Consider the following 20,543-nt stretch of genomic DNA (forward strand, 5'->3'; position numbering starts at 1 on the left):
AAAGCGTTAGATTGGCTTACACCATTAGAGAAATTTGCTCAGCTTGTTGATTATCATAAGACTTTTCAAACTGTCGCACCTCATGTTTGAATTCGCCGAGTAATTAATCTGGAATTACGAGCTTCACAATGTATAAAAATTGCAGAAATAGCCAAAAAGAGCTTTAGTAAAAATGTTGCTATTGATTTTTTAAAAAAAGCATTAAATTCAGCTTCTGATTATAATGACTTAAAAGATATTTCAGAACTAGTAAATGGTTTAGATTCTGAACTATATGAGCAAGTGTCACAAAGGATTTTAGAGTTATTTCCAAATAGTGTTCGGTCTAAATTATATTGTATTAATGGGTTGGTTAAAGAAAAAAAATTTAAAGAAGCATATGATTATGCCTGTAATAATAATTTTGAAGATGATGTAATTCTTTATTTAGATTTTTTATCAGAAAATTACCATGTTTTGTCACAGGACTTCTATGGGTTTTATGTTTTAGGGATAAATAAAGGTCTTAGTCAAAAGTACTTATATTCATTATTTAAGCTAACAAAGGACTACCTTAAAAGTGAAAAAAATTTTCAAGGTTGGTTTATTTTAATAGATAAATCTTCAGAATTTTTAAATAAAAAAAATATATATTTAGAATATAAGTTTTTTGCTGAAGAAGTCTTAACGTATTTTGATGTAATTAAAGAGGGGGATGAAATATTTGATTATTTGTACTTTGCACTTGAGTATTTATTTTCTTTAGATAATTCAGAAGGATATACGTTGGATGAAATTAAATATGAACTGGTAGATATAGTTGAGTTCTCGAAAAATAATGGTTATGGTCTCGCATTCATAGTAGAGTTTCTTCTCAAAAAATTTGTTAATGGAGATTTTACCTTACAACCAAACACTGAGTTAAGCAAAAGTTTAGTGAGTTCATCTAAGGAAATTATTAAGGAAAATTATGAAATACTGAAGGATGATTTATTTCAAAAGAAATATATTAAATTAGATGGTGATTATCACTCATTTACTGTTGAACTACCTGATAAAAATATTATAGATGAAATTTTATGCCTAAAATTTTATATTTCACTTGATGTTTTGAGTGAGGATTTTGATGGATTAGAGAGTTTTAAACAATCCTATAGTGAAAATTTATATACTATTTATAATTTAGCAAAATTATCGTCATTTAAAGACTGTGATTTAGATTTTTTAAGAATTACACTTAGTAGTATACTGTGGAAATATGATAAACAAACTATTCGAGATTATTCACAATATCTATTATTATTAGCAAATTCAATTGAAAGAAAAAGGATTGGTCTAATTGGTTATGCTGAAGTTTCTCATAGATTATTAGACTTTAATGATGCTTTAGTTAGTTCGGCACTCTCTATAAAAGGAGGAAATATACCTGTAAATTATTATTATTTGACTGGAATGTTAATAGTTAAGCTCTTCAGAGATATTCGTTTTGAAAATAAAGCATTAGCGGTGTTAGATATTTTAGAATCAAAAATCAAAGTTTATGATATTAATATTTATGGCTCTATTGAGATGGAGTTAAAATTTATGCGTTACGTTATTCAATTTAAAGTAATGCTAAAGAGTCTTAAAGATAATTTAGAAAAATTAAAAAAATTATTAGAAGATGTTATTGAGTTTAATAATAAAGAAAGAAGTGCTGGAAGAGATATTAATCCATCTTTAGTACTGGCTATTCAAATTTATAAAATTTTAAAAGATAATGAAATTAATGTTGAAAGTTATAACTTATTTTTTAGTCAACAGGATTATGAAAGTAGTAATTTGAAATTAATTTACTCTTCATTGTTTGATGAAAATTTTAATTCAATATTCTCATTATATAAAAATAATCAGAGTAATTATGCTGAGAATTTAGAGTCTGACTCTAAAGATCTAAGAACTATAGCTAGAAGCTACTTAAATAATATTGAGGGGAAAAATAATTTTGACATAATTTTTTGTCTTGAATTACTTTCAGATCAAAGTATTAAAGATATAAAGTCAAATAAAGTTGATTCTCAGATTAAGTTCTTTGAAAATATTGATGGATTTATATCGAGTTTAGATAAAATTATTGATAAATCCGATGTTATATATATGGGGTTAAGTCAGACTCATCAATTAGTTGTTGCTAATATAACAAAAAATGAAGAATTAAAAATTGAAATTAAAGTTGAAAAAGATTTCTTAATAGATAACTTTGTGGAATGGTCGAAAAAATTTCCTAAAAATTATGGATTTTTTGACATCAGAGATGATCCAAATCTTTTCTTTGATTCTATTGAGGCATTAGGAATAAATATAAAATTAAATCGCGAAACAATTTTTATTTTTGATACAGAAATTCACTCATTAGTTCCAAATATTTTTTTAAATAATGATGTTTTTATTGGTGCAGAGTTTCCAGTTTCTATTGCTCCTTCGCTTACATGGTTAAATAGTGCAATGGAAAAGGAAAAACATAGTTGTTATGAAAATATGAAGGCTTGGATTTCAAATGATGACTCTAAAGATAATATAACTTTAAAAACATTAGGTGAAATGTATGTAGATGGTGGGATTTTGGAAAGTTATAATATTTTTTTGAATACAAATCATCTTATACCAGAGAATTTAAATAACTCTAAAATGATTATGATTACTGCTCATGGTGGTACGAGTATCAGAAATAATAGTTTTTCTTCTATTAGTGATGAAGGCTCTATAAATGTTCATTACAAAGAATTTGCTCAAAAAATATCAAGTAATGAGTTGGTTATACTTTTTGTTTGCAATGCTGGTCGATTCGACAATCATCCTTATTCATCTTCTACGATGAGTTTACCTCGTGAGTTATTAAAGCATGGTTGTGAAACAGTAATTGCATCACCCTGGCCATTAAATGCCATGATGACTCCTACATGGTTTGAGTTTTTCTTGGTTAAATGGATTAATGAGGGGTTAACAGCAACCCAAGCTGTTTTTGAGACAAATAGAGAATTTTATAGTGGAAATAATGATCCATCAAGATATCTTGCATTGAGTGTTTTTGGTAACCCTTTTAAAAAATATTAGCGTGAAGTTGTTTTGAAAAATATTCGCTTTAATTTTAGGTATCCATATAACATGAGAGTACGTTGTATTTGACCAATTCTGTGATCAGTAAAATCTAGAAATAAATTTTATTTCACAAAATACTTAACATTAATTTGTAAGTTGTTGTTATTAAATGATATATTATTTAAAGGCATGTATATCCGTTTTAATTGATTAAAACGGTAGATCATAAAAACCCTTTGTGAATACAGAGGGTTTTTTTATTGCGCAGATTTTAAGAAGATGAATAGAGTAATTAAGAATTAATCGAGATTACTTTATTCATGAATCAGAAAAATATGACACAGAATAATAAGGAAATCGGGCAGATGAAATGCTTTTAACCTTGCTTAATAGAAAGGTTTTTAGACACTAGTGATCTCACTGGAAGAATTTTCATCAGAATTATTGATCATCATAAAATAACCATTAATTTAAAAATTCGATTATTTTTATAAATATTTTCTGTTTTACCGATTTAAATAAATTTTGTATTGTGAATTCACAAGATAAGCACTCCCTGAAACGAAATTGAGGAATACCAAATGAGTTTAATAAATACAGAAGTAAAACCATTTAATGCAACAGCCTACCAAAATGGTGAATTTGTAGAAGTTTCAGAACAAAATTTGAAAGGTAAATGGTCTGTGGTATTTTTCTATCCTGCCGATTTTACCTTTGTATGCCCAACAGAATTAGGTGATTTAGCCGATAACTATGCTGAATTCCAAAAAATGGGTGTAGAAATTTATTCAGTATCAACAGACACTCATTTCACCCATAAAGCATGGCATGACAACTCAGATGAAATCAAAAAGATCCAATATCCAATGGTGGGTGATCCAACTTGGGCTTTGGCAAAAAACTTTGAAGTGTTGATTGAAGCTGAAGGCCTTGCAGATCGTGGCACTTTCGTAATTGATCCTGAAGGTAAAATTCAAATTATTGAAATCAATGCCGGTGGTGTTGGACGTGATGCACAAGAATTACTGCGTAAAGTGAAAGCAGCACAATATGTACACGCACACCCAGGCGAAGTATGTCCAGCAAAATGGAAAGAAGGCGATGCAACACTTGCACCTTCAATTGATTTGATCGGTAAAATCTAATCATTGCATAGGATTAAAATTGAAAACCAGAAGTTAAACTTCTGGTTTTTTTATTATTCGATTTTTGGCTTTATAAAATATAACCATCGTGTTTAGGGGCATAGGCACGGATACCTTCAACTAAATCTTCAATCAATTTTTCCATGACTAAGCGTTGACCTTTGCGTGATGCATAGACCAATTGTACAACACCAATATTGGAACACCACTCTGGTAACAGATGGATTAAACGTCCTGAAGCAATGTCTCGTTCTACCGTTAAATAGGGAAGATCAGCAATACCTAAGCCATCGAGTACCGCATAATACGCGCCCATTAAGTCATTGCTTTTGACCCGAGGCTGTAACGGAATATCAATTTCTTCTCGTTGCTGAATATGATGTAAATGCCAATGATAGTGCTGTTTATCTGTACCTAATACAATGGTTGGAAATTCACAAAGTTCTGTAACATGCTGAATTTCACGATCGCCTAAAAGTTCAGGACTAATCACTAAACAGTGCGTGGTTTTAATTACATCTCTAACGATAATGCTGGAGTCTTCATTGCTTGAAAAGTTAGTACGAATGGCTAAATCAATATCATCATGCAGCACATCGATACGTCGACTGGTGAGTGCCAATTCAACCCGAACTTTGGGATATTTTTTTAAAAACTGATTTAGAATCGGTCGAATTTGATGTTCCATCATCACCGGTGGGCAACTAATTTTAATTAGTCCCTGTAATTCAATTTCTTGTTTTAATAAGACATTCTGAGCATTATCCGCCTGTTCAATAATCTTTGCACATTCCTCAAAGAATTCTTGTCCTAAAGGTGTGACTTTAAAATGCCGTGTTGAGCGTTGAATCAGAGTCACATTAAATTTGGCTTCTAAATCCAGAATACGTCGGCTCAGTTTAGACTTAGTGATATTACTGGATTCACTGGCAGCACTAAATCCACCATGTTTTACCACCAAATAGAAATAATAGTAATCATCAAAAGAGTGCACAGCTTCATCTCAGGTGTGTTGATGATAAAATAGTATCATTAATAGGAAAATATTTTAAAATTTGTACAAATAAAATGCAGAAACAAAAGCGAGGAATGCAAAGACTTACATTCCTAGCGACAACGATTATCTTATTTTTGAGAAGTGTTTTGTGTGTAGCTGTTGATCAGATTACGATAGTCAGGGATATGGTTACCAAATAGCGTACCTAAACCTTCAATATCATTACGCCAATCACGATGTAGCTCACAAGAAGCACCAAACCAAGTCATTAATTGTGCACCTGCATTGCTCATACGGTCCCAAGCTGAGTCACGTGTCAGCGGATTAAATGTTCCTGAAGCATCGGTGATGACAAAGACATCAAAATCTTCTTCAAGGGCAGAAAGTGCAGGAAAGGCAACACAAACCTCGGTGACGACACCCGCAATAATCAGTTGTTTTTTACCTGTTGCTTTTACCGCTTTGACAAAGTCTTCATTGTCCCAAGCATTGATTTGACCAGGGCGAGCGATATAAGGCGCATCTGGAAAAAGTGCTTTTAACTCGGGTACCAGTGGACCATTGGGGCCATCTTCAAAACTGGTGGTCAAAATGGTTGGAAGGTTAAAATATTGAGCCGCAGCAGCCAGTGCCAACACATTGTTTTTAAACTTATCTGGGTCAATGTCGCGAACTAAAGAAAGTAATCCAGTTTGATGATCGACTAACAATACCGCAGCATCATCTTTGTTTAAACGAACGTAAGGTTTTCCCATTTTTTATATCCTTGAAGTCACTAAAATTTAAATTGTGCTTAAATACAAAACAAATTATTTTGCATGGATTTCATGTTACGTGGCTTAATCATGATAATTAAGCCTATAAACTGAGATTAATAATCTCATAAATAAGATGATTGATTGAAAAATACGCTGAGCCTTGGCTGTTGAATATCCTATATTTGGGATTCAGCGTATTGGTAGATTGCTGTATTGATCACTTTAAAAAACCTAAAATGGATTCATATTAAAGCCTAGAGATAGGAGTATTGAGATGAAAAAAATTAGTGGTGTTTATCGTAATCAACAAATGCATTGGGTCGGTGACGGTTTTCCTGTAAAAAACCTATTTTCATATGATCGTTTAGGTCAGGCAATCAGTCCATTTTTGTTACTAGACTACGCAGCGCCGTATCATTTTGATCCGACTACAGCACAACGTGGTGTAGGTTCACATCCGCATCGTGGCTTTGAAACGGTCACTATTGCTTACCAAGGTGAAGTTACGCATAAAGATTCACATGGTGGTGGCGGTACGATTAAAACGGGTGATGTGCAATGGATGACGGCAGGTGCAGGATTGGTTCATGAAGAGTTCCATTCCCCTACTTTTGCCGAAACGGGTGGCTTATTTGAAATGGTACAATTGTGGGTCAATTTACCTGCTGCAGATAAAATGACAGCACCGAAATACCAAGCAATAGAAGCTGAGGGTATTCCTGTTATTCAATTTGATGATGGTGCAGGGCATATTCGAGTGATAGCGGGTCAGTTTGCAGAACAGACAGGCCCTGCGTCGACGTTTAGTCCTGTGAATGTGTGGGATGGAGCTTTGAAAGCGGGGCATGCACAGTATATTCATGTACCTGTCGATCACAATACATTGGTGGTCGTACTCGAAGGTGAAATGTCACTCAATGGATCGCAGAAAGTTGCAGATCATTCCATTGTTCTGTTCGCCAATGATGGTGAAGCAGAAATACAACTTGAAGCGACTACAGATGCTAAATTTTTAGTGTTGACGGGTAAACCATTGAATGAACCGATTCAAGGTCATGGGCCATTTGTCATGAATAGCAAAAATGAAATCATTCAAGCTTTTAGTGATTTTAATAGTGGTAAATTTGGTGAAATAGCAGGTTAAGCATTATTTTAGAAAGATAGATTTTAAATCTATCTTTCTGTTTTAAAGTTCATATAAATCAATGCTTAACTTTTATGAAAAGAAAAAGGGCTTCTATTCCACACAATAGAGGCCCTTTTTACGCTGTAGTTTCATTGTTATGATTTATTGTTGTTATATTGTGATTTAGTTGTCGTTTTTGTTAAACATATCATATTAAAATAAAAACGTGATGTAAAGCACATTTTTTAGAGTTTGGTTGGTTTATACCTATTATTTTTAACAATTTTTCTTATATCATTATAAAAAAATGTGAAATATATTATATCTGAATAAAAAAAAAGGGATCTCTAATCCACACATTAGAGGTCCCTTCACGCTGTTATTTCTCAATTATTTTACTTTATTATTAACGTTTCTTTTTATAAAATAATGTGAACCACACATCATTTTCATTGTAAATAATAAATAGATTATTGTGTTTTGTAAATATTAATTTACTAAAAAGTTAAATTATCTTTTTGTTTTTTTTTGAATATAAATATTTTTATTTAATAAATTAGTGACTTATTGCATTGGTCTTCTGCTGTAGGTTTGGAATAAGTTGATTAAAAAACACTCTTATGGCGTGGTTTTGAAATTTTTAGATGATGAAAAAGCGTTAAAACTGGAACTTTTTAATACCCTCATTTAAGTATGAATAGCTCATAATAAAAAAAATAGTTACTCACGGATAATAACTTTGAAAATTGCAGTGATTGGTAGTGGTATGGCTGGACTGGCTACCGCAAGAATTCTCAAAGATGCGGGTCATCAGATTACGATCTTCGAAGCATTATCAGGTCGTGGTATGGATAGCCACAGTATTGAGTTTGAAGGTGGATTGATTGATGCTCCATTACGTGTGATGAATCCACACTTATGGAAAAATACACTCAGCCTCGCAGCTCATTTGGGCATAACCGCATTTCCAGTACGTACCTTTATGTCATGCACGTGGTTATTTGAAGATAAAAGTGAAACGTGGTTAACCACTTCACGAACTCGTATTGGTAACTTTCCAATTATCAATAATCGTAAAGGGCTTAAACAATATGGTTGGCGCTTAGTTAAAGGGATGTTACAACTTAAAACGGCAATTCATCAATTTTTTAAGTCTAAAAATCAAGACATTACCCTTGCTGATTTTATGAATCAGAATAATATTGAAGAAGTATTCTGGCATGGTGCAGTCATGCCCGTGCTTTATACCATTTGCACATGTGATCCTAAAACCATTGGTGAATGGCCTGCAAAACCCTTATTGATTTTTCTTAAACAATTAACAGACGGTGATGCATTATTACGTCTACATGGTGGTACGCCTGCTTTTGTAGATAAATTAATAGATGGTATTGATATTTATAGTGACTCTGTAATTACCAAAGTTGAAGAACAAGAAAATGATATCTTGGTGGAAAATGAGCAAGGTGAACAATTCCACTTTGACCGTGTTGTTGTTGCGACCCCGACCAATAAATTAACCGATTTTTTAAATGCGGATCAGTTTGCAGAAGATTTGGCTTTATTAAGTAAGTTTAAATTTGAGCAAGGTGAGTTGGTCATGCATACCGATTCATCGGTCATGCCGCAGAATCGCAAAGATTGGTGTGTACTGAGTTATATGATGGATCGTAAATTTACCAAACAACAATTCACTGTATGGCTAAATTCGATCGAACCGAGTTTGGTGGGTAAGTCACCCGTATTCCAAACATGGCGTCCTGTGACAGATATTGATCCTAAGAAAGTTATTTCTAGTGTAAAGCTTACACGTGCGGTGGTCGATTCAGAAACTGTGGCTTTAAATAAAGAATTGCAAGAGCGGCATAAAGCACCGAATCGTAAAGTATTTTACTGCGGTTCCTGGTCATGCGATGGTTTACCAATCCTTGAATCTGCTGTGACTTCTGCAATGCACATAGCAGAAGTTTTTGGTGCACCATTGCCATTTGTTGGTTTAAAACCTAAAGTTGAGGTTGCACCACAACTTGGCTATTAACAGCCTCAGTGATTTGAAATGAAATGGTTACAAGCAATTCAGAAACGCCTTCTGAAACATAAATATGCAATTAATGCAAAATTGTTGAGAGATGAGTCAGAATGTGCTTGGACCAATTTAGGCTATTGGGATGATGCAACATCATCCTATCCTCAAGCGTGTCAGCAATTGGCACAGCAGCTTGCTCAACAGCTTCATCTTAACGCAGAAGATCGTGTTTTAGATTTGGGTTGTGGGCAGGGTGCAAGTTTAAAATATTGGCTAGAACATTATCAGATTCAAAATTTAACAGCAGTTGAATTACAATCTGAATGTGTTGAAAAGTGTCTAAAGAATATTCAACAGCACTCTCCGCGCATTAAAAATATATATTGTCAATCATTTTTAAATTTAGAAACCATTCAATTTCAACAATATTTTGATGTAGTGATGTGTATTGATGCGGCATATCACAGTGATTTAAATTTATTTTTAAAATCGGCAATCTCCGTTTTAAATAGCAATGGGCGTTTGGGCTTTCATTACCTGATGTTGTCTGAGCATACATTAAGTTCAAAACAAAAATTGAAATATCACTACATGTTAAAAGCGGCAGATGTGAATTTCGACCATTTAATGACAAGGGCGCAACTGCAACAAACTTTACATGATAATGTTTTGCACAACATTGAAATTCAAGATATTTCTGACGCTGTTTTGTTGGGTTTTAGCCAGTACATTGGCTCATTGTCCAAGACACAAAAAAGTAGCTTAGATCTGTTTAAAATACAAATGACTGCGAAATTGTGCAAAACATTATTTGAGGATGGCATTGTGCGATATGCCCAAATTTCTGGACAGAAAAAATAGTTTTAATTTTTAAAATAGATTGCTCAAAAACAACAAAGCCTCACTAGAAAAGCGAGGCTAAGTAAAAAATGGTGCCGGCACACGGATTCGAACTGTGGACCTACTGATTACAAGTCAGTTGCTCTACCAACTGAGCTATGCCGGCAACGTGGCGAGAATTTTACAGAAAATCTGTAAGATTGCAAGCTAAAAAACAACCACTTGAATTTTTTCAATAATTTATTTTTGTAGAAAAAGGGTGATTGATACTGAAGATATCCATTATCAAAGTAAAAAATTATATATATTTTAGTATTTTACTAATTTTAATTGTGCTAAAGAGCCACCTTGATTAGCAGCTTTTTTTAACCACTGTTGTGCTTTAGCTTGATCTTGTTGAACACCTGCTCTTTGTTAGATATGGATCGGCTACTTTAAATTGGGCATTAGTATTGCCAAAATTTGTATTTTGATTATTAAGTTTTATTTTCATGGTTTTAGATTTTGTCGTTTTGTCTGATTCTTTGTCGTGATGTTGGGGGTATAAAAAAGCTTAGACCATTACAGTCTAAGTCTTTTTAGATTCCAGTGGATGCTATAGAATTGAATCTTGGCGAGAGAGGGAGTCATATTTTTAAATTAAATATATGAAATACAATAAAATAAAAAAATAAATTTTTAATTATACCCACATTTATACCCCCAACTGAATGAGGGTACTCTTATGTCATTTCGTGGTATTTATTAACTGGCTAAATAATGATCATTTTATCTTTGGCTAATTCATTTTACTCACAGTGAATCAATTTAAGTGGAAATTAAGCATTCATGCTGTGTTTGCTGAATAACTGCACTTGGGTTTAGATCGTTCTTTAGTACTGTGCTCAATGAGTCAAATTTATTCAATAACGATGCCATTGAACGTCAGCTTGCTCATGTGCCTCAGAACCGTATTCGCTCTGCATATAACCGTGCTCAGTACTGGGATGAGCGTGTGAAAATCATGGAATGGTATGAGGAGAGTGTGAAGGAATAGTTGAATTAATCGACCTAGAACAACCATAAAGACCACGCCATCAAGCGTGGTTTTTTATGCAGAATGTTTATTTTTTAATAAGGTATAACAGTATCTAAAATGAGGTTTAAAAGTTTATAAAAGTGTGTGTAATAGTTATTATAAATGGGTATAACAGTAAAATAAAAAAATTATAAAGAAAGTAAAAAACCATAGTTTATAGGTATTCAGCTATATTTTTATACGCTATTCTTAAAAAAATAATCAATAACTTAATGATATGCAAAACAGCCATTCCAATACTGATAAAGTTAGCGACAGTAATCTTCATTTTAAGAGGCTAAGTAGTGATCAGATTTTCAGTTTTTTGAAACGCTACTATAACGATACCTATCCGCTTTCTGAGGAGGGGGTGCGAACTCAACCTGAGGGTATTTACTTCGAAGCTATTGAGACATTAGAGCGGTTGCATCATCGCTTGGTTGAGGTATCAGATTTTATAGGTTATGCAAAAATTGATTGGAGGGATGCTGATACAGTACAAAAGAAAAATAAAATAAAAGAAATCGTCGATTTTTATAATGACTTAGTCATTGATGTAGACCTGATGAAAGTCGGGATGAAGGGTTATGATTTTGCTCCTAAAGTAAAAGCATTTATTCATTTTGTTGACAGTGTGGAAAACTGTAGATTTAGATCGGATGTGCAAGCAAACCCGTGGACGACTGAGGATTTTCCACATGATGAAATTTTTAAAACTGTAGACCAATTTAAGCAGTATTTTGAAGAGCGAAAAAAGAGTTATCGTCCTGCTCTTATACCATCCGAATGGAAAGAACAGGCCAAAGAAGTTGAAAAAGCGATAAGTAAATTTAAGAGGATTACTCAGGCACTATATGTCATAAAGTTTAGTGTGGCTGATTTATCAGAAGATGAGCTTGCTAGGTTAACTGCAGATCTTAAAATTGATACATTCCTAGCCGATTTCAAATCTGAACAAAAGCTAAGAGATTTTATCGAATGGCTCAGTCCGCAGCATATTGTTGGTAAATTACCTTGGATATGTACATGGACTAAGGCTGAGATAGATATTCGGAGGCAAGTACGATTTACAATCGGGATGATATTGGATGCTACTGATCAAGAACTAGAGCCCAAAGGGATTGAGCAGCAGTTAGTTTATGATGTTGCTCAGCGATTGGAAGGAAGTTGGTTTGAGCCATTTATTGTTTTTGATGTTGTACAGTTAGATCAGATATTCGATCAGCTTGGTGTTGGGTTAATTCGCAATATTAAACTGCCCAGTAAAAGAAAAGTAGATTTGATGTTGAAGTGGTATTTAGGTGTTTTTTATCAAGTAGACGCTATCATTCAGCCATCTAATTTGGAAGCAGAGACGTCCTTTGCTGACAGCAGAGTTATTCAAAATGTTAACTATAAAAAATTAGAAAATATAAAAGGTGAGCTAGATCGCAGAACAAAAGCAAGAACGATAGACATAGCGAAAAATAGATCAACTTGGAATACAGCCAAACTTTTAAAAAAAGTACCCACATACTTCAGTTCTATCCATTACCTTTATCAGGGTTTAAGGGATATTGAAGGGTTGACTAATGACGATATTGATAAGCTTCAAAAGTTGAATTTATTTATAGCTTATTTAGAGGTCACACGTTTAGATGGCTTGCAAGATACGCTTAAAATGGCAAAACCTCAAAAATGGGCTGATGTAGTTCAGATTTACTTGTTATTGCTTCAGGATTGGAATAGTTCGTATCTGGAATTAAGTGACCTAGCCGTTTGTGAGCTTGAGCCTTTAGATAGGAGTTTTAGATGTAACCCAGCTATAAGAGGTATACAAGAAGAGCTAGAATCAGAACAATCATTGAAGACGATAGTTAAAGAGCTGAGCAGACTTAAAAGAGAGCTGTTAAATCAAGAAAACCTAACCAGTTTAAAAGTATCGACAAGATTGGTCGAAAAAAATAGTCAATCCGCTATGGAATATCTGAAGTACAGCTTTAAACAAAATTCGGTGTTATTGCGCTTTAAGATTGATAATCGGGAGAGTGGTCTTGAATTGAGTACGCTGAAAAATTTATTTACACAGTTTATCAAGGCGATTGGTCGTGCACCTAAACGGATAGGGGCAGAGATAGATGCCTATATCGGCTATTATGTTCACGATGGAAAAAGATACTCTATTGATTGTACGGCAATATTTTATCTCAGAAATAATGTACATGCTCAGGATGTTCAGGAAAGCCTTGAAGATTATTGGCAGGAATTTAAAAATAAGTACGCTAAAACCAAAAAACTTAAACTTAATCAATTAAGCTTGTACCTAATTCCGACTCTCTGGTCTGAAGATGGTAATTTAGATCCTTTTGTGGTCAATAAAGGTGACAAACTTATTCCTCAGCTTAAAAAAGATCTAGTGGGTTTTTATACTGCATACGAATACATTGGGGCATGTAAAATTATACAGGGTCATGTAGAAAAAAGGCCTGAGTTGTTCTTAAGAGGCAGAACTCGAAAGCCTGTTTCTAAAGGTAAAGGAGTTAAAAAACGACAACAACCTTTAAGTATCGTACAGTCATCTGAAGGGGATTCTTTAGTCGATGAGGCAGTACTAATCACGGATAACACCATTGAGCAAGCACATACTGTAATGATTGAGAAGGATCGGCTTCAAAATGGTGAAAATTCAAATGTAGTTATTGACGATGGGGAACAACAAATGCGGGATAGAGCTAAGGAGTTTCAACGTCAAAGAATACTAAACTTAGCGGCTAGTGTTGAGCCTTTGACACCAAAAAAATCATGAGTTGAATAGCCACCGATTTTGTAGCATAGCAAAAAGTTGTCGCTTCGTCATAAATGGACTTAGCAATACATTTTATAGGGAAGTAGATGGATTAAGTCCAATTCTGCCTTGTAAAAACCAGCTCGAAGCTAAGTGGGTAAATAAGGCTATATAAATATATTATATTTAATATTAATCAATAATATAGATCTAATATCATATAGGAATCAACTAATCTAAGCTCATTTAATCCTACAAGTAAATTCTTAAAGATCTGTCCTATAGCTATGTATTAACAACAGGTACATAGCAATGGAACAAACTAAGATCAATCATTCACCACTCATTACTTCAATTGAGAACTTTGTAGAAGACACACTAACACGTCAAAGACCATGGGATGATTATTGGTCTGAATTGGTTGAACTACTTAGTGAATTACAAGAGCAATATAATTCAGATCTGATTTATTCTCCTTATAACAGAGCCATGATTGAGCTGATGTTTGAATTGGAACGGGGATTAAAAGCCTTTCAATATATTCAGAATTCAACTTTAAAAAAACTAAGATTTCGTGATGTAAAGTCAAGATTTCAAAAGTTCCAAAGACAGCATGAACGAGAGATTCAATGTTTCAAAGAGGATGAGTTAAAAAATCGATGCAAGGCTATGGAATACACAGAACTGTTGCTGGAGCATTACTCTAAATTAGCTGTTATTCGGGTTGATTTATCTTATAAACAGAATAAGCGCAGATTCGTTGATATCTCGGACTTTAGACAAGATATTCGAAAATTACTGGACCGATTACAGGATGGAGATCGCCATTTCAGTGATTTGCAGGGCTATATGTATGCTTTAGAGCAAGGTGCTCAAAAAGGATATCATGCTCATTTCCTACTTTTCTATGATGGTAGTCGTGTTAAGTTTGATCGCCATATTGCAGATTGTATTATCGATACTTGGAAAGAAATAACAGGAGAGGCTGGTCAAGGATACAATTGCAATACTAAGCAGAATCGTAAAAGTTACCAAGAGAGAGGTAATGATGCTCTAGGTTCTGTGAGTCGGGGAGACAATGCTAAGAGAGCAAATGTTCTGAAAATAGTCAGGTATTTCACAGCACCTGATAAAACGGAGCAATATCTAAGAGTACGTGACAAAAATATGCAGACCTTTGGACATGGTAAATTTAATAGACCTTCGCGACGTGCTACTGCTGATACGATTAATCGAGTAAGAGAGGATCGACGATTAGAGGGTGGTCGCAAGCATCCTAAGCGTTAATTGAATCAAATCTCAGATATACATTATCTAGATGAAAACAAAGTTATTTCAACTTTCTAGGCTTGCCAATCGGTGAGCCTTTGTCATTTTTGGAGATGTATATTATGAGTTTAAATTGTCCTTATTGCTTATCGGATCAGGTCATTCAAGTGGTCAATCAACAGGTGAATGGAACTGATTCATCAGGCTTAGCAGCATCTGCATCATTCGCAACCATTGGTGCATCCATCTCAAAGAGCCTACCTTTGCCTGTATCACCGCTACTTGGTGGGCTTGTAGGAGCAGTGATTGGTGGTCTATTCAGTAGTGTGTTTGATGAGCCTAAAAAGCCTGTCACCATGACCTACTATCATTGTAACCAATGTCAGCAGAACTTTCGTTGAGTCAGCATAGGAGATCAAATCAATGGCACATCAAATTGAGCAAATCGCCTATGTTGGTGAAACCCCTTGGCATGGGCTAGGTAATCAACTCGGTCCAAATCAGCCACTCGAAGTTTGGGCACAGCAAGCAGGGATGGATTGGCGTATTGAATCATCCGATGTCAGTTATATGGCAAAGAATGAACGTGGTCAGAGCATTATCATGTCGTTTGAAGAGCAGCGTGTCTTGTATCGCTCAGATACACATGCTCCATTATCGGTTGTGAGTCAGCGTTATCAGGAAGTACAACCGAAAGAGATTTTGGAATTCTACCGTGATCTGACTGAGCAATCAGGTTTTGAATTAGAAACCGCAGGGGTTCTGAAAGGCGGTAAGAAGTTCTGGGCTTTAGCACGCACAGGACAAAGCACCGCTTTAAAAGGTAAGGATGTCAGTAATGGCTATATTCTACTTGCTTCTGCATGTGACGGTACATTAGCAACCACAGCTCAATTCACCAGTATTCGTGTGGTCTGCAACAACACACTTGCTATTGCTTTAAAAGGAGCGATAGCGAGTGCGGGTGTGGTCAAAGTACCTCATAGCACCAAATTTGATGCAGAGAAGGTTAAACAACAATTGGGTATTTCAGTTCGTGCATGGGATGAACATATGTATGAAATGAAACAGCTCTCACAGCGTAAAATCAGTCAGTCGGAAGCTAAGGCTTACTTTGATGCAGTGTTCAACAACAGCACCATGTCAATTTCTGATCCTGAAGAGAATATCATTCAGTTCTATCGTCAGGTCGCAAGTAATCCACCACAGCAAAACAAAACTGAGCCAAATGGAAGAGCCATGACCAAAGCACTCGACATGTTTAATGGTCAGGGACGAGGGGCTGATCTTTCATCTGCCAAGGATACGGCTTATGGCTTACTGTGTTCGATCACAGAATTTGTAGATCATGAACGTCGCGCCATGAGTACAGATCATCGTTTGGACTCAGCATGGTTTGGAGCTGGCGCAGGTCTTAAACAACGTGGGCTAGAACAAGCTTTGTCTTTGATAGCCTAAGCCCATTAAAACCTAACCCCTCAAGTCGCAACAATCGCTGATCACAGCACACACGTAAACCCCCCAACTTTTAAAGCACAATCAATCATCGTTATAAGCATGCATATAGCCATCCCCGACCTCGTGTCGGGGGTGGCTATTTTATGCACTTTTTTACAAGAACTGGAATTTATAAGGATACAACTATGAATCAAATTGCACCGATTTCAAATCAGCCTCGGCAGGCTGATGTTCAAACCATAATGAATCCACAGACAACAGCCAAGCGACTAAGCTCTGCAAAACGCTTAGTCAATACCAAAGATATGGCTTATCAAGACTGGCTCGAAGTCCGTAAGCAAGGCATTGGCAGTAGTGATGCCGCAACAGCATGTGGCTTAAACCCCTATATGTCGATGCTGGAACTCTGGCTAATCAAAACAGGTCGTCAAACTCAATCTATTGAAGATGAAAGCACAGGTGTTGCGCCACTCTATTGGGGAAAACAGCTTGAACCCTTAGTCGCTGAGTATTACAGCATGCATACCGATAATAAGGTGCGTCGAGTCAATGCCGTGTTACAGCACCATGATCCTGACAAGCATTTCATGCTGGCAAACTTGGATTACTCCGTTGTCGGTAGTGAAGAAGTGCAGATCCTTGAATGTAAAACAGCAGGGGAGCATGGAGCTAAGCTGTGGCGTGATGGTGTACCACTTTATGTCTTGTGTCAGGTGCAGCACCAATTGGCAGTGACAGGAAAACAGGCAGCCCATGTTTGTGTATTGCTCTGTGGACATGAAACCAAAATCTTTAAAGTGACTCGTTCTGAATCTGTGATTGAACACATCATTAGTGCAGAACGATATTTCTGGGAGTGTGTAGAAAAGGATACGCCACCATCTGTCGATGCAAGTGAATCGGCAGCCAAAGCGATTCAACAACTGTATCCGGTCCATATACCGCTAACAGTTGAAGACCTATCTCAGAATGAAACAGCCAATCTCATGTTCGATAAGCTGATAAAACTGAAAGAAGAGATTCAGCATAAGCAAGAACGCTTCGATGAACTTAAGCATCAGATCCAAATGATGATGAGGGATGCTGAACGTGCCACCTTTGCTCATGGTTCTGTAGTCTGGAAGAAAGCCAAGGACTCTATCAGCCTAAATACCAAGGCATTGCTTCAGCACCAGCCTGAACTCATCGAGCTTTATCCACTTCAAAAGCAGGGCAGCCGTCGCTTCAACATCTATACCGATTAAACCTACTTCATTTCATCAAATCCAAAATGCACAAAAATCGCTCCCCGCTCTCTACATCATGTGTAGAGAGCAAATCGGTCACGATCTTTGCAGCCAGCAACTAACTTTTCAATATTTGGGTAACTTATTTGGCCCGTACTCTGGCCTACATAGAAGCACTCAAATATGTAAGGAATTAAATATAGGAATATCAAAATGATTAAAGGTCTAGCAATTACACCACCAGTGCTTGGGCGGATCAGCATTGGGCGAGTCGTGGAAAAGAATGGCAAGCGTCTGCCTGAAAAAGATGATCAATTCACCATTACCTCACAAATTCAAAATAAAGAAGGTTGGGTTAAACATCCGCTTGATGAACAGCTTCGAGCCAATGCACCCAATCAAAAGCTGCGCTCGATCCCAGTCAGAATGATCTTTAATGATCCTGATCTGAACTTAAGAGCAGAGTACACTTTGTTTGATCGTCAGACGGGGCGACCTGTTTGTATGGGGGATGGTCAAACCTGTCAGCGACTCACCAGTCAAGGTGTAGAACAGCATCCTTGTCCTTCACCTGATCTTTGTCCATTGGCTCAAGGAGGGCATTGCAAGCCATACGGACGTTTGCATGTGAACTTAGATGAATCGGATGAATTCGGTACATTCATTTTTAGAACAACGGGTTTTAATAGCATTCGGACTTTGGCAGCTCGGCTGAGTTATTACCATGCTGCGTCGAATGGTCTGCTTTCGTGTTTACCGTTACAACTGACATTACGAGGTAAGAGCACAACACAGAGCTATCGCCAACCCGTGTACTACGTGGATTTAACTTTAAGGGATGGGATCAGTCTGAATGAGGCCATTATTCAGGCGAAGCAGATTGATGAGCAGAGTAAGCAGGCAGGATTTTATCAGGAGGCAGTTGATTTTACGGCAAAGCAGGGCTTTGCAAATGGGAAGATGGAGGTCGATATGGAGGAAGGCTTGGATGTGGTCGAGGAGTTTTATCAGCCTGTTGAGGGGCAGCAGATTGAGGAGGCTCAGACTGCGTTTAATATCCAGCAGGGATTGAAAGGATCAGTGACGGTTTTGAACTAAATGGCACAGAGTAAAACCTTACGAGATTGCCGTATCTCATGAGCGAGTTGCTCAAAATCATGAGATAGGAGTAAACATCATGAACGCATTTGTTGGTCAAACTTTTCAAATGAATCAAATCGTTAATATTAAAGATGTCATCCAATTTACAAGTATTAGTCGAGCTAAGATCTATGAAATGATTAATGAAAAATCAAAATACTACGATCCTACTTTTCCTCGACCTGTACGTTTAAGTGAATCACGTATCGGCTGGTCAGCTTGGGAAGTGCATCAGTGGATTGAAGACAAGTTGGAAAGTCGTGAGTAAAAATGGGAGCTTCGGCTCCCTTGTTTTTTAAATGGATTGCTACACTTAAATGGTAGTAAATTATCTTTGAGTATATCGGTATAAATAGCGGCAATTTTTTTGTTAAAATAACTTATATTATTGATATTAAAAAATTTATATTTTTTTTATTTCGGCAAAAATAACCTATAATGATTTCAGTTGTTTTGTTAAGGTGGTTAAAGTGGATATTACCCCTATAGCACGTGTGTACTCACCTGAGCTTGAAGAGAAATTATTAGAAATAGCTCGTTTGGATGCGCAGTTGGATGCTACTGTGCCTGTCACTATTCGTGAGTCGGTAGAAGGCTTACTTCGAGTAGTGAACTCGTATTACAGTAATAAAATCGAAGGTAACCCGACTAAGCCAAGTGAATTGATTGCATTAGTAGATGATTCAACAGAGCATAAATCAAAAGGGCTTTTGGAAATTAAGCGTCATATTGAAGTTCAAGTGAAGCTTAATTTTGAGAATAACCCTCAGGAAGATGTAGCGAAGCAAGACTTTATAAAAGCAATCCATAAAGCTTTCTATGCTGAATGTACCCCTGATGAGCTTTTAGTTTCATCTAGCGATAACGCTAAGATTTATGAAATTGAACCAGGCGAATATAGGGTTACGGATGTTTTTGTAGGACAGCACAGACCTCCAAAACCAGATTTAGTGCCTACCTACATGAGTTGGTTTGCGAGTGCTTATAAAATTGAATATTTGCATGGCTTAAGTAAGTACTATGCTATGGCCGCATCGCATCATCGCCTTGCTTGGATTCATCCATTTTTGGATGGCAATGGACGGGTAACACGTTTATTTACTGATTGCTTTATGCGAGCCATTGGTTTGAAAAGTTATGGATTATGGTCAATGTCTCGGGGTTTTGCTCGATCGAGTGAACAATACTATCGTTACCTATCGATTGCTGATAGGCCACGACAAGGCGGAGAAGATGGCCGTGGAATCCTATCTGATGCGGGTTTAGTAAGTTTTACTGAATATTTTGTGGATGTCGCAATTGATCAAATGACTTACTTCACCAGTCTTTTAGAGCCTTATAAACTGGAAGAAAGAATCAATGTTTATTTCCAATTACGCTTTAATGGTGGTTTGTTTGACAGTAAAGGCAAACCATTAAAAAAACTGCCATTGGAAGCGAAAGATATTTATAAAACGCTTTTATACAATGGCCCGCATACGCGTAAAGAGTTGCAAGATAAGTTGCAAGTGAGTGAACGGAAACTGAGGGATATCATTACGGAAATGGCTAAAGATCATTTGATCTTTGCTCCACCTAAACGGCCTTTGCAAGTTCGCTTATCACCACATGCTGTTGAGGTTTTGTTTCCTTATCTATTTCAATAGCTAAAAAGCATAATGAATAAACGACCAATAACGT

The 20,543-nt window shown here is 35.9% G+C and carries 15 protein-coding genes, 1 tRNA gene and 1 pseudogene; 14 read left to right on the top strand and 3 right to left on the bottom strand.

Annotated features, from left to right (window positions below):
• Positions 1–348 precede the first annotated feature (348 nt).
• Entirely contained in the window at positions 349–3,072 is a 2,724-nt protein-coding gene (locus ACG94X_RS13015) for a hypothetical protein (RefSeq protein WP_419384147.1), read from the top strand.
• Between the two features lie 566 nt (positions 3,073–3,638).
• On the top strand, positions 3,639–4,202 hold the full coding sequence (gene ahpC / locus ACG94X_RS13020) for an alkyl hydroperoxide reductase subunit C (protein WP_419384148.1): 564 nt from the start codon (positions 3,639–3,641) through the stop codon (positions 4,200–4,202).
• Positions 4,203–4,272: 70 nt separating this feature from the next.
• Here the strand turns inward: ahpC and ACG94X_RS13025 are convergent, their stop codons facing one another.
• Both ACG94X_RS13025 and ycaC read right to left on the bottom strand, forming a co-directional pair.
• The gene (locus ACG94X_RS13025; RefSeq protein WP_419384149.1) at positions 4,273–5,196 is read right to left on the bottom strand and encodes a LysR substrate-binding domain-containing protein; all 924 of its coding nucleotides are present in this window, start codon (positions 5,194–5,196) and stop codon (positions 4,273–4,275) included.
• A gap of 131 nt (positions 5,197–5,327) precedes the next feature.
• Positions 5,328–5,954, bottom strand: coding sequence for an isochorismate family cysteine hydrolase YcaC (gene ycaC / locus ACG94X_RS13030; RefSeq protein WP_419384150.1), 627 nt, complete (start codon positions 5,952–5,954; stop codon positions 5,328–5,330).
• A gap of 277 nt (positions 5,955–6,231) precedes the next feature.
• Here ycaC and ACG94X_RS13035 point away from each other — a divergent pair, with 277 nt between their 5' ends.
• The 3 genes from ACG94X_RS13035 to ACG94X_RS13045 all read left to right on the top strand — a co-directional run bounded on the left by ACG94X_RS13035 (position 6,232) and on the right by ACG94X_RS13045 (position 9,970).
• Positions 6,232–7,101, top strand: a complete 870-nt coding sequence (locus ACG94X_RS13035; protein WP_419384151.1) for a pirin family protein — start codon at positions 6,232–6,234, stop codon at positions 7,099–7,101.
• A gap of 721 nt (positions 7,102–7,822) precedes the next feature.
• Positions 7,823–9,121, top strand: a complete 1,299-nt coding sequence (locus ACG94X_RS13040) for an FAD-dependent oxidoreductase (protein WP_419384152.1) — start codon at positions 7,823–7,825, stop codon at positions 9,119–9,121.
• 18 nt (positions 9,122–9,139) lie between these two features.
• Positions 9,140–9,970, top strand: coding sequence for an SAM-dependent methyltransferase (locus ACG94X_RS13045; RefSeq protein WP_419384153.1), 831 nt, complete (start codon positions 9,140–9,142; stop codon positions 9,968–9,970).
• Positions 9,971–10,039: 69 nt separating this feature from the next.
• On the opposite strand, the gene ACG94X_RS13050 is transcribed toward ACG94X_RS13045, so the two are convergent.
• A tRNA-Thr gene (locus ACG94X_RS13050) sits at positions 10,040–10,115 on the bottom strand.
• 678 nt (positions 10,116–10,793) lie between these two features.
• On the opposite strand from ACG94X_RS13050, the pseudogene ACG94X_RS13055 reads away from it, so the two are divergent.
• From ACG94X_RS13055 to ACG94X_RS13095, 9 genes and pseudogenes are all read left to right on the top strand, one after another.
• Positions 10,794–10,985: pseudogene (locus tag ACG94X_RS13055) on the top strand (tyrosine-type recombinase/integrase); the annotation flags it as partial.
• 391 nt (positions 10,986–11,376) lie between these two features.
• Positions 11,377–13,791 (top strand): hypothetical protein, encoded by a 2,415-nt coding sequence (locus tag ACG94X_RS13060; RefSeq protein ID WP_419384154.1) that lies wholly within the window; start codon positions 11,377–11,379, stop codon positions 13,789–13,791.
• A 291-nt stretch (positions 13,792–14,082) separates the two neighbouring features.
• Positions 14,083–15,057: a YagK/YfjJ domain-containing protein gene (locus tag ACG94X_RS13065; RefSeq protein WP_419384155.1), complete on the top strand. Its 975-nt coding sequence runs from the start codon at positions 14,083–14,085 to the stop codon at positions 15,055–15,057.
• A gap of 104 nt (positions 15,058–15,161) precedes the next feature.
• Positions 15,162–15,440, top strand: a complete 279-nt coding sequence (locus tag ACG94X_RS13070) for a hypothetical protein (RefSeq protein WP_419384156.1) — start codon at positions 15,162–15,164, stop codon at positions 15,438–15,440.
• Positions 15,441–15,462: 22 nt separating this feature from the next.
• Positions 15,463–16,497 carry a DUF932 domain-containing protein gene (locus tag ACG94X_RS13075; RefSeq protein WP_374665209.1) on the top strand — a complete coding sequence of 345 codons (1,035 nt, stop codon included), beginning with the start codon at positions 15,463–15,465 and terminating at the stop codon, positions 16,495–16,497.
• Between the two features lie 185 nt (positions 16,498–16,682).
• Positions 16,683–17,741 (top strand): YqaJ viral recombinase family nuclease, encoded by a 1,059-nt coding sequence (locus tag ACG94X_RS13080; RefSeq protein ID WP_374665211.1) that lies wholly within the window; start codon positions 16,683–16,685, stop codon positions 17,739–17,741.
• A gap of 195 nt (positions 17,742–17,936) precedes the next feature.
• Positions 17,937–18,821 carry a recombination directionality factor gene (locus ACG94X_RS13085; protein WP_374665213.1) on the top strand — a complete coding sequence of 295 codons (885 nt, stop codon included), beginning with the start codon at positions 17,937–17,939 and terminating at the stop codon, positions 18,819–18,821.
• A gap of 79 nt (positions 18,822–18,900) precedes the next feature.
• Complete coding sequence (locus tag ACG94X_RS13090) at positions 18,901–19,131, top strand: helix-turn-helix transcriptional regulator (RefSeq protein ID WP_374665215.1); 231 nt, start codon at positions 18,901–18,903, stop codon at positions 19,129–19,131.
• 202 nt (positions 19,132–19,333) lie between these two features.
• Positions 19,334–20,509 carry a Fic family protein gene (locus tag ACG94X_RS13095; protein WP_419384157.1) on the top strand — a complete coding sequence of 392 codons (1,176 nt, stop codon included), beginning with the start codon at positions 19,334–19,336 and terminating at the stop codon, positions 20,507–20,509.
• Positions 20,510–20,543 lie beyond the last annotated feature (34 nt).

The sequence above is a fragment of the Acinetobacter psychrotolerans genome (assembly GCF_048552595.1).
In the GTDB taxonomy this organism is placed as follows: domain Bacteria; phylum Pseudomonadota; class Gammaproteobacteria; order Pseudomonadales; family Moraxellaceae; genus Acinetobacter.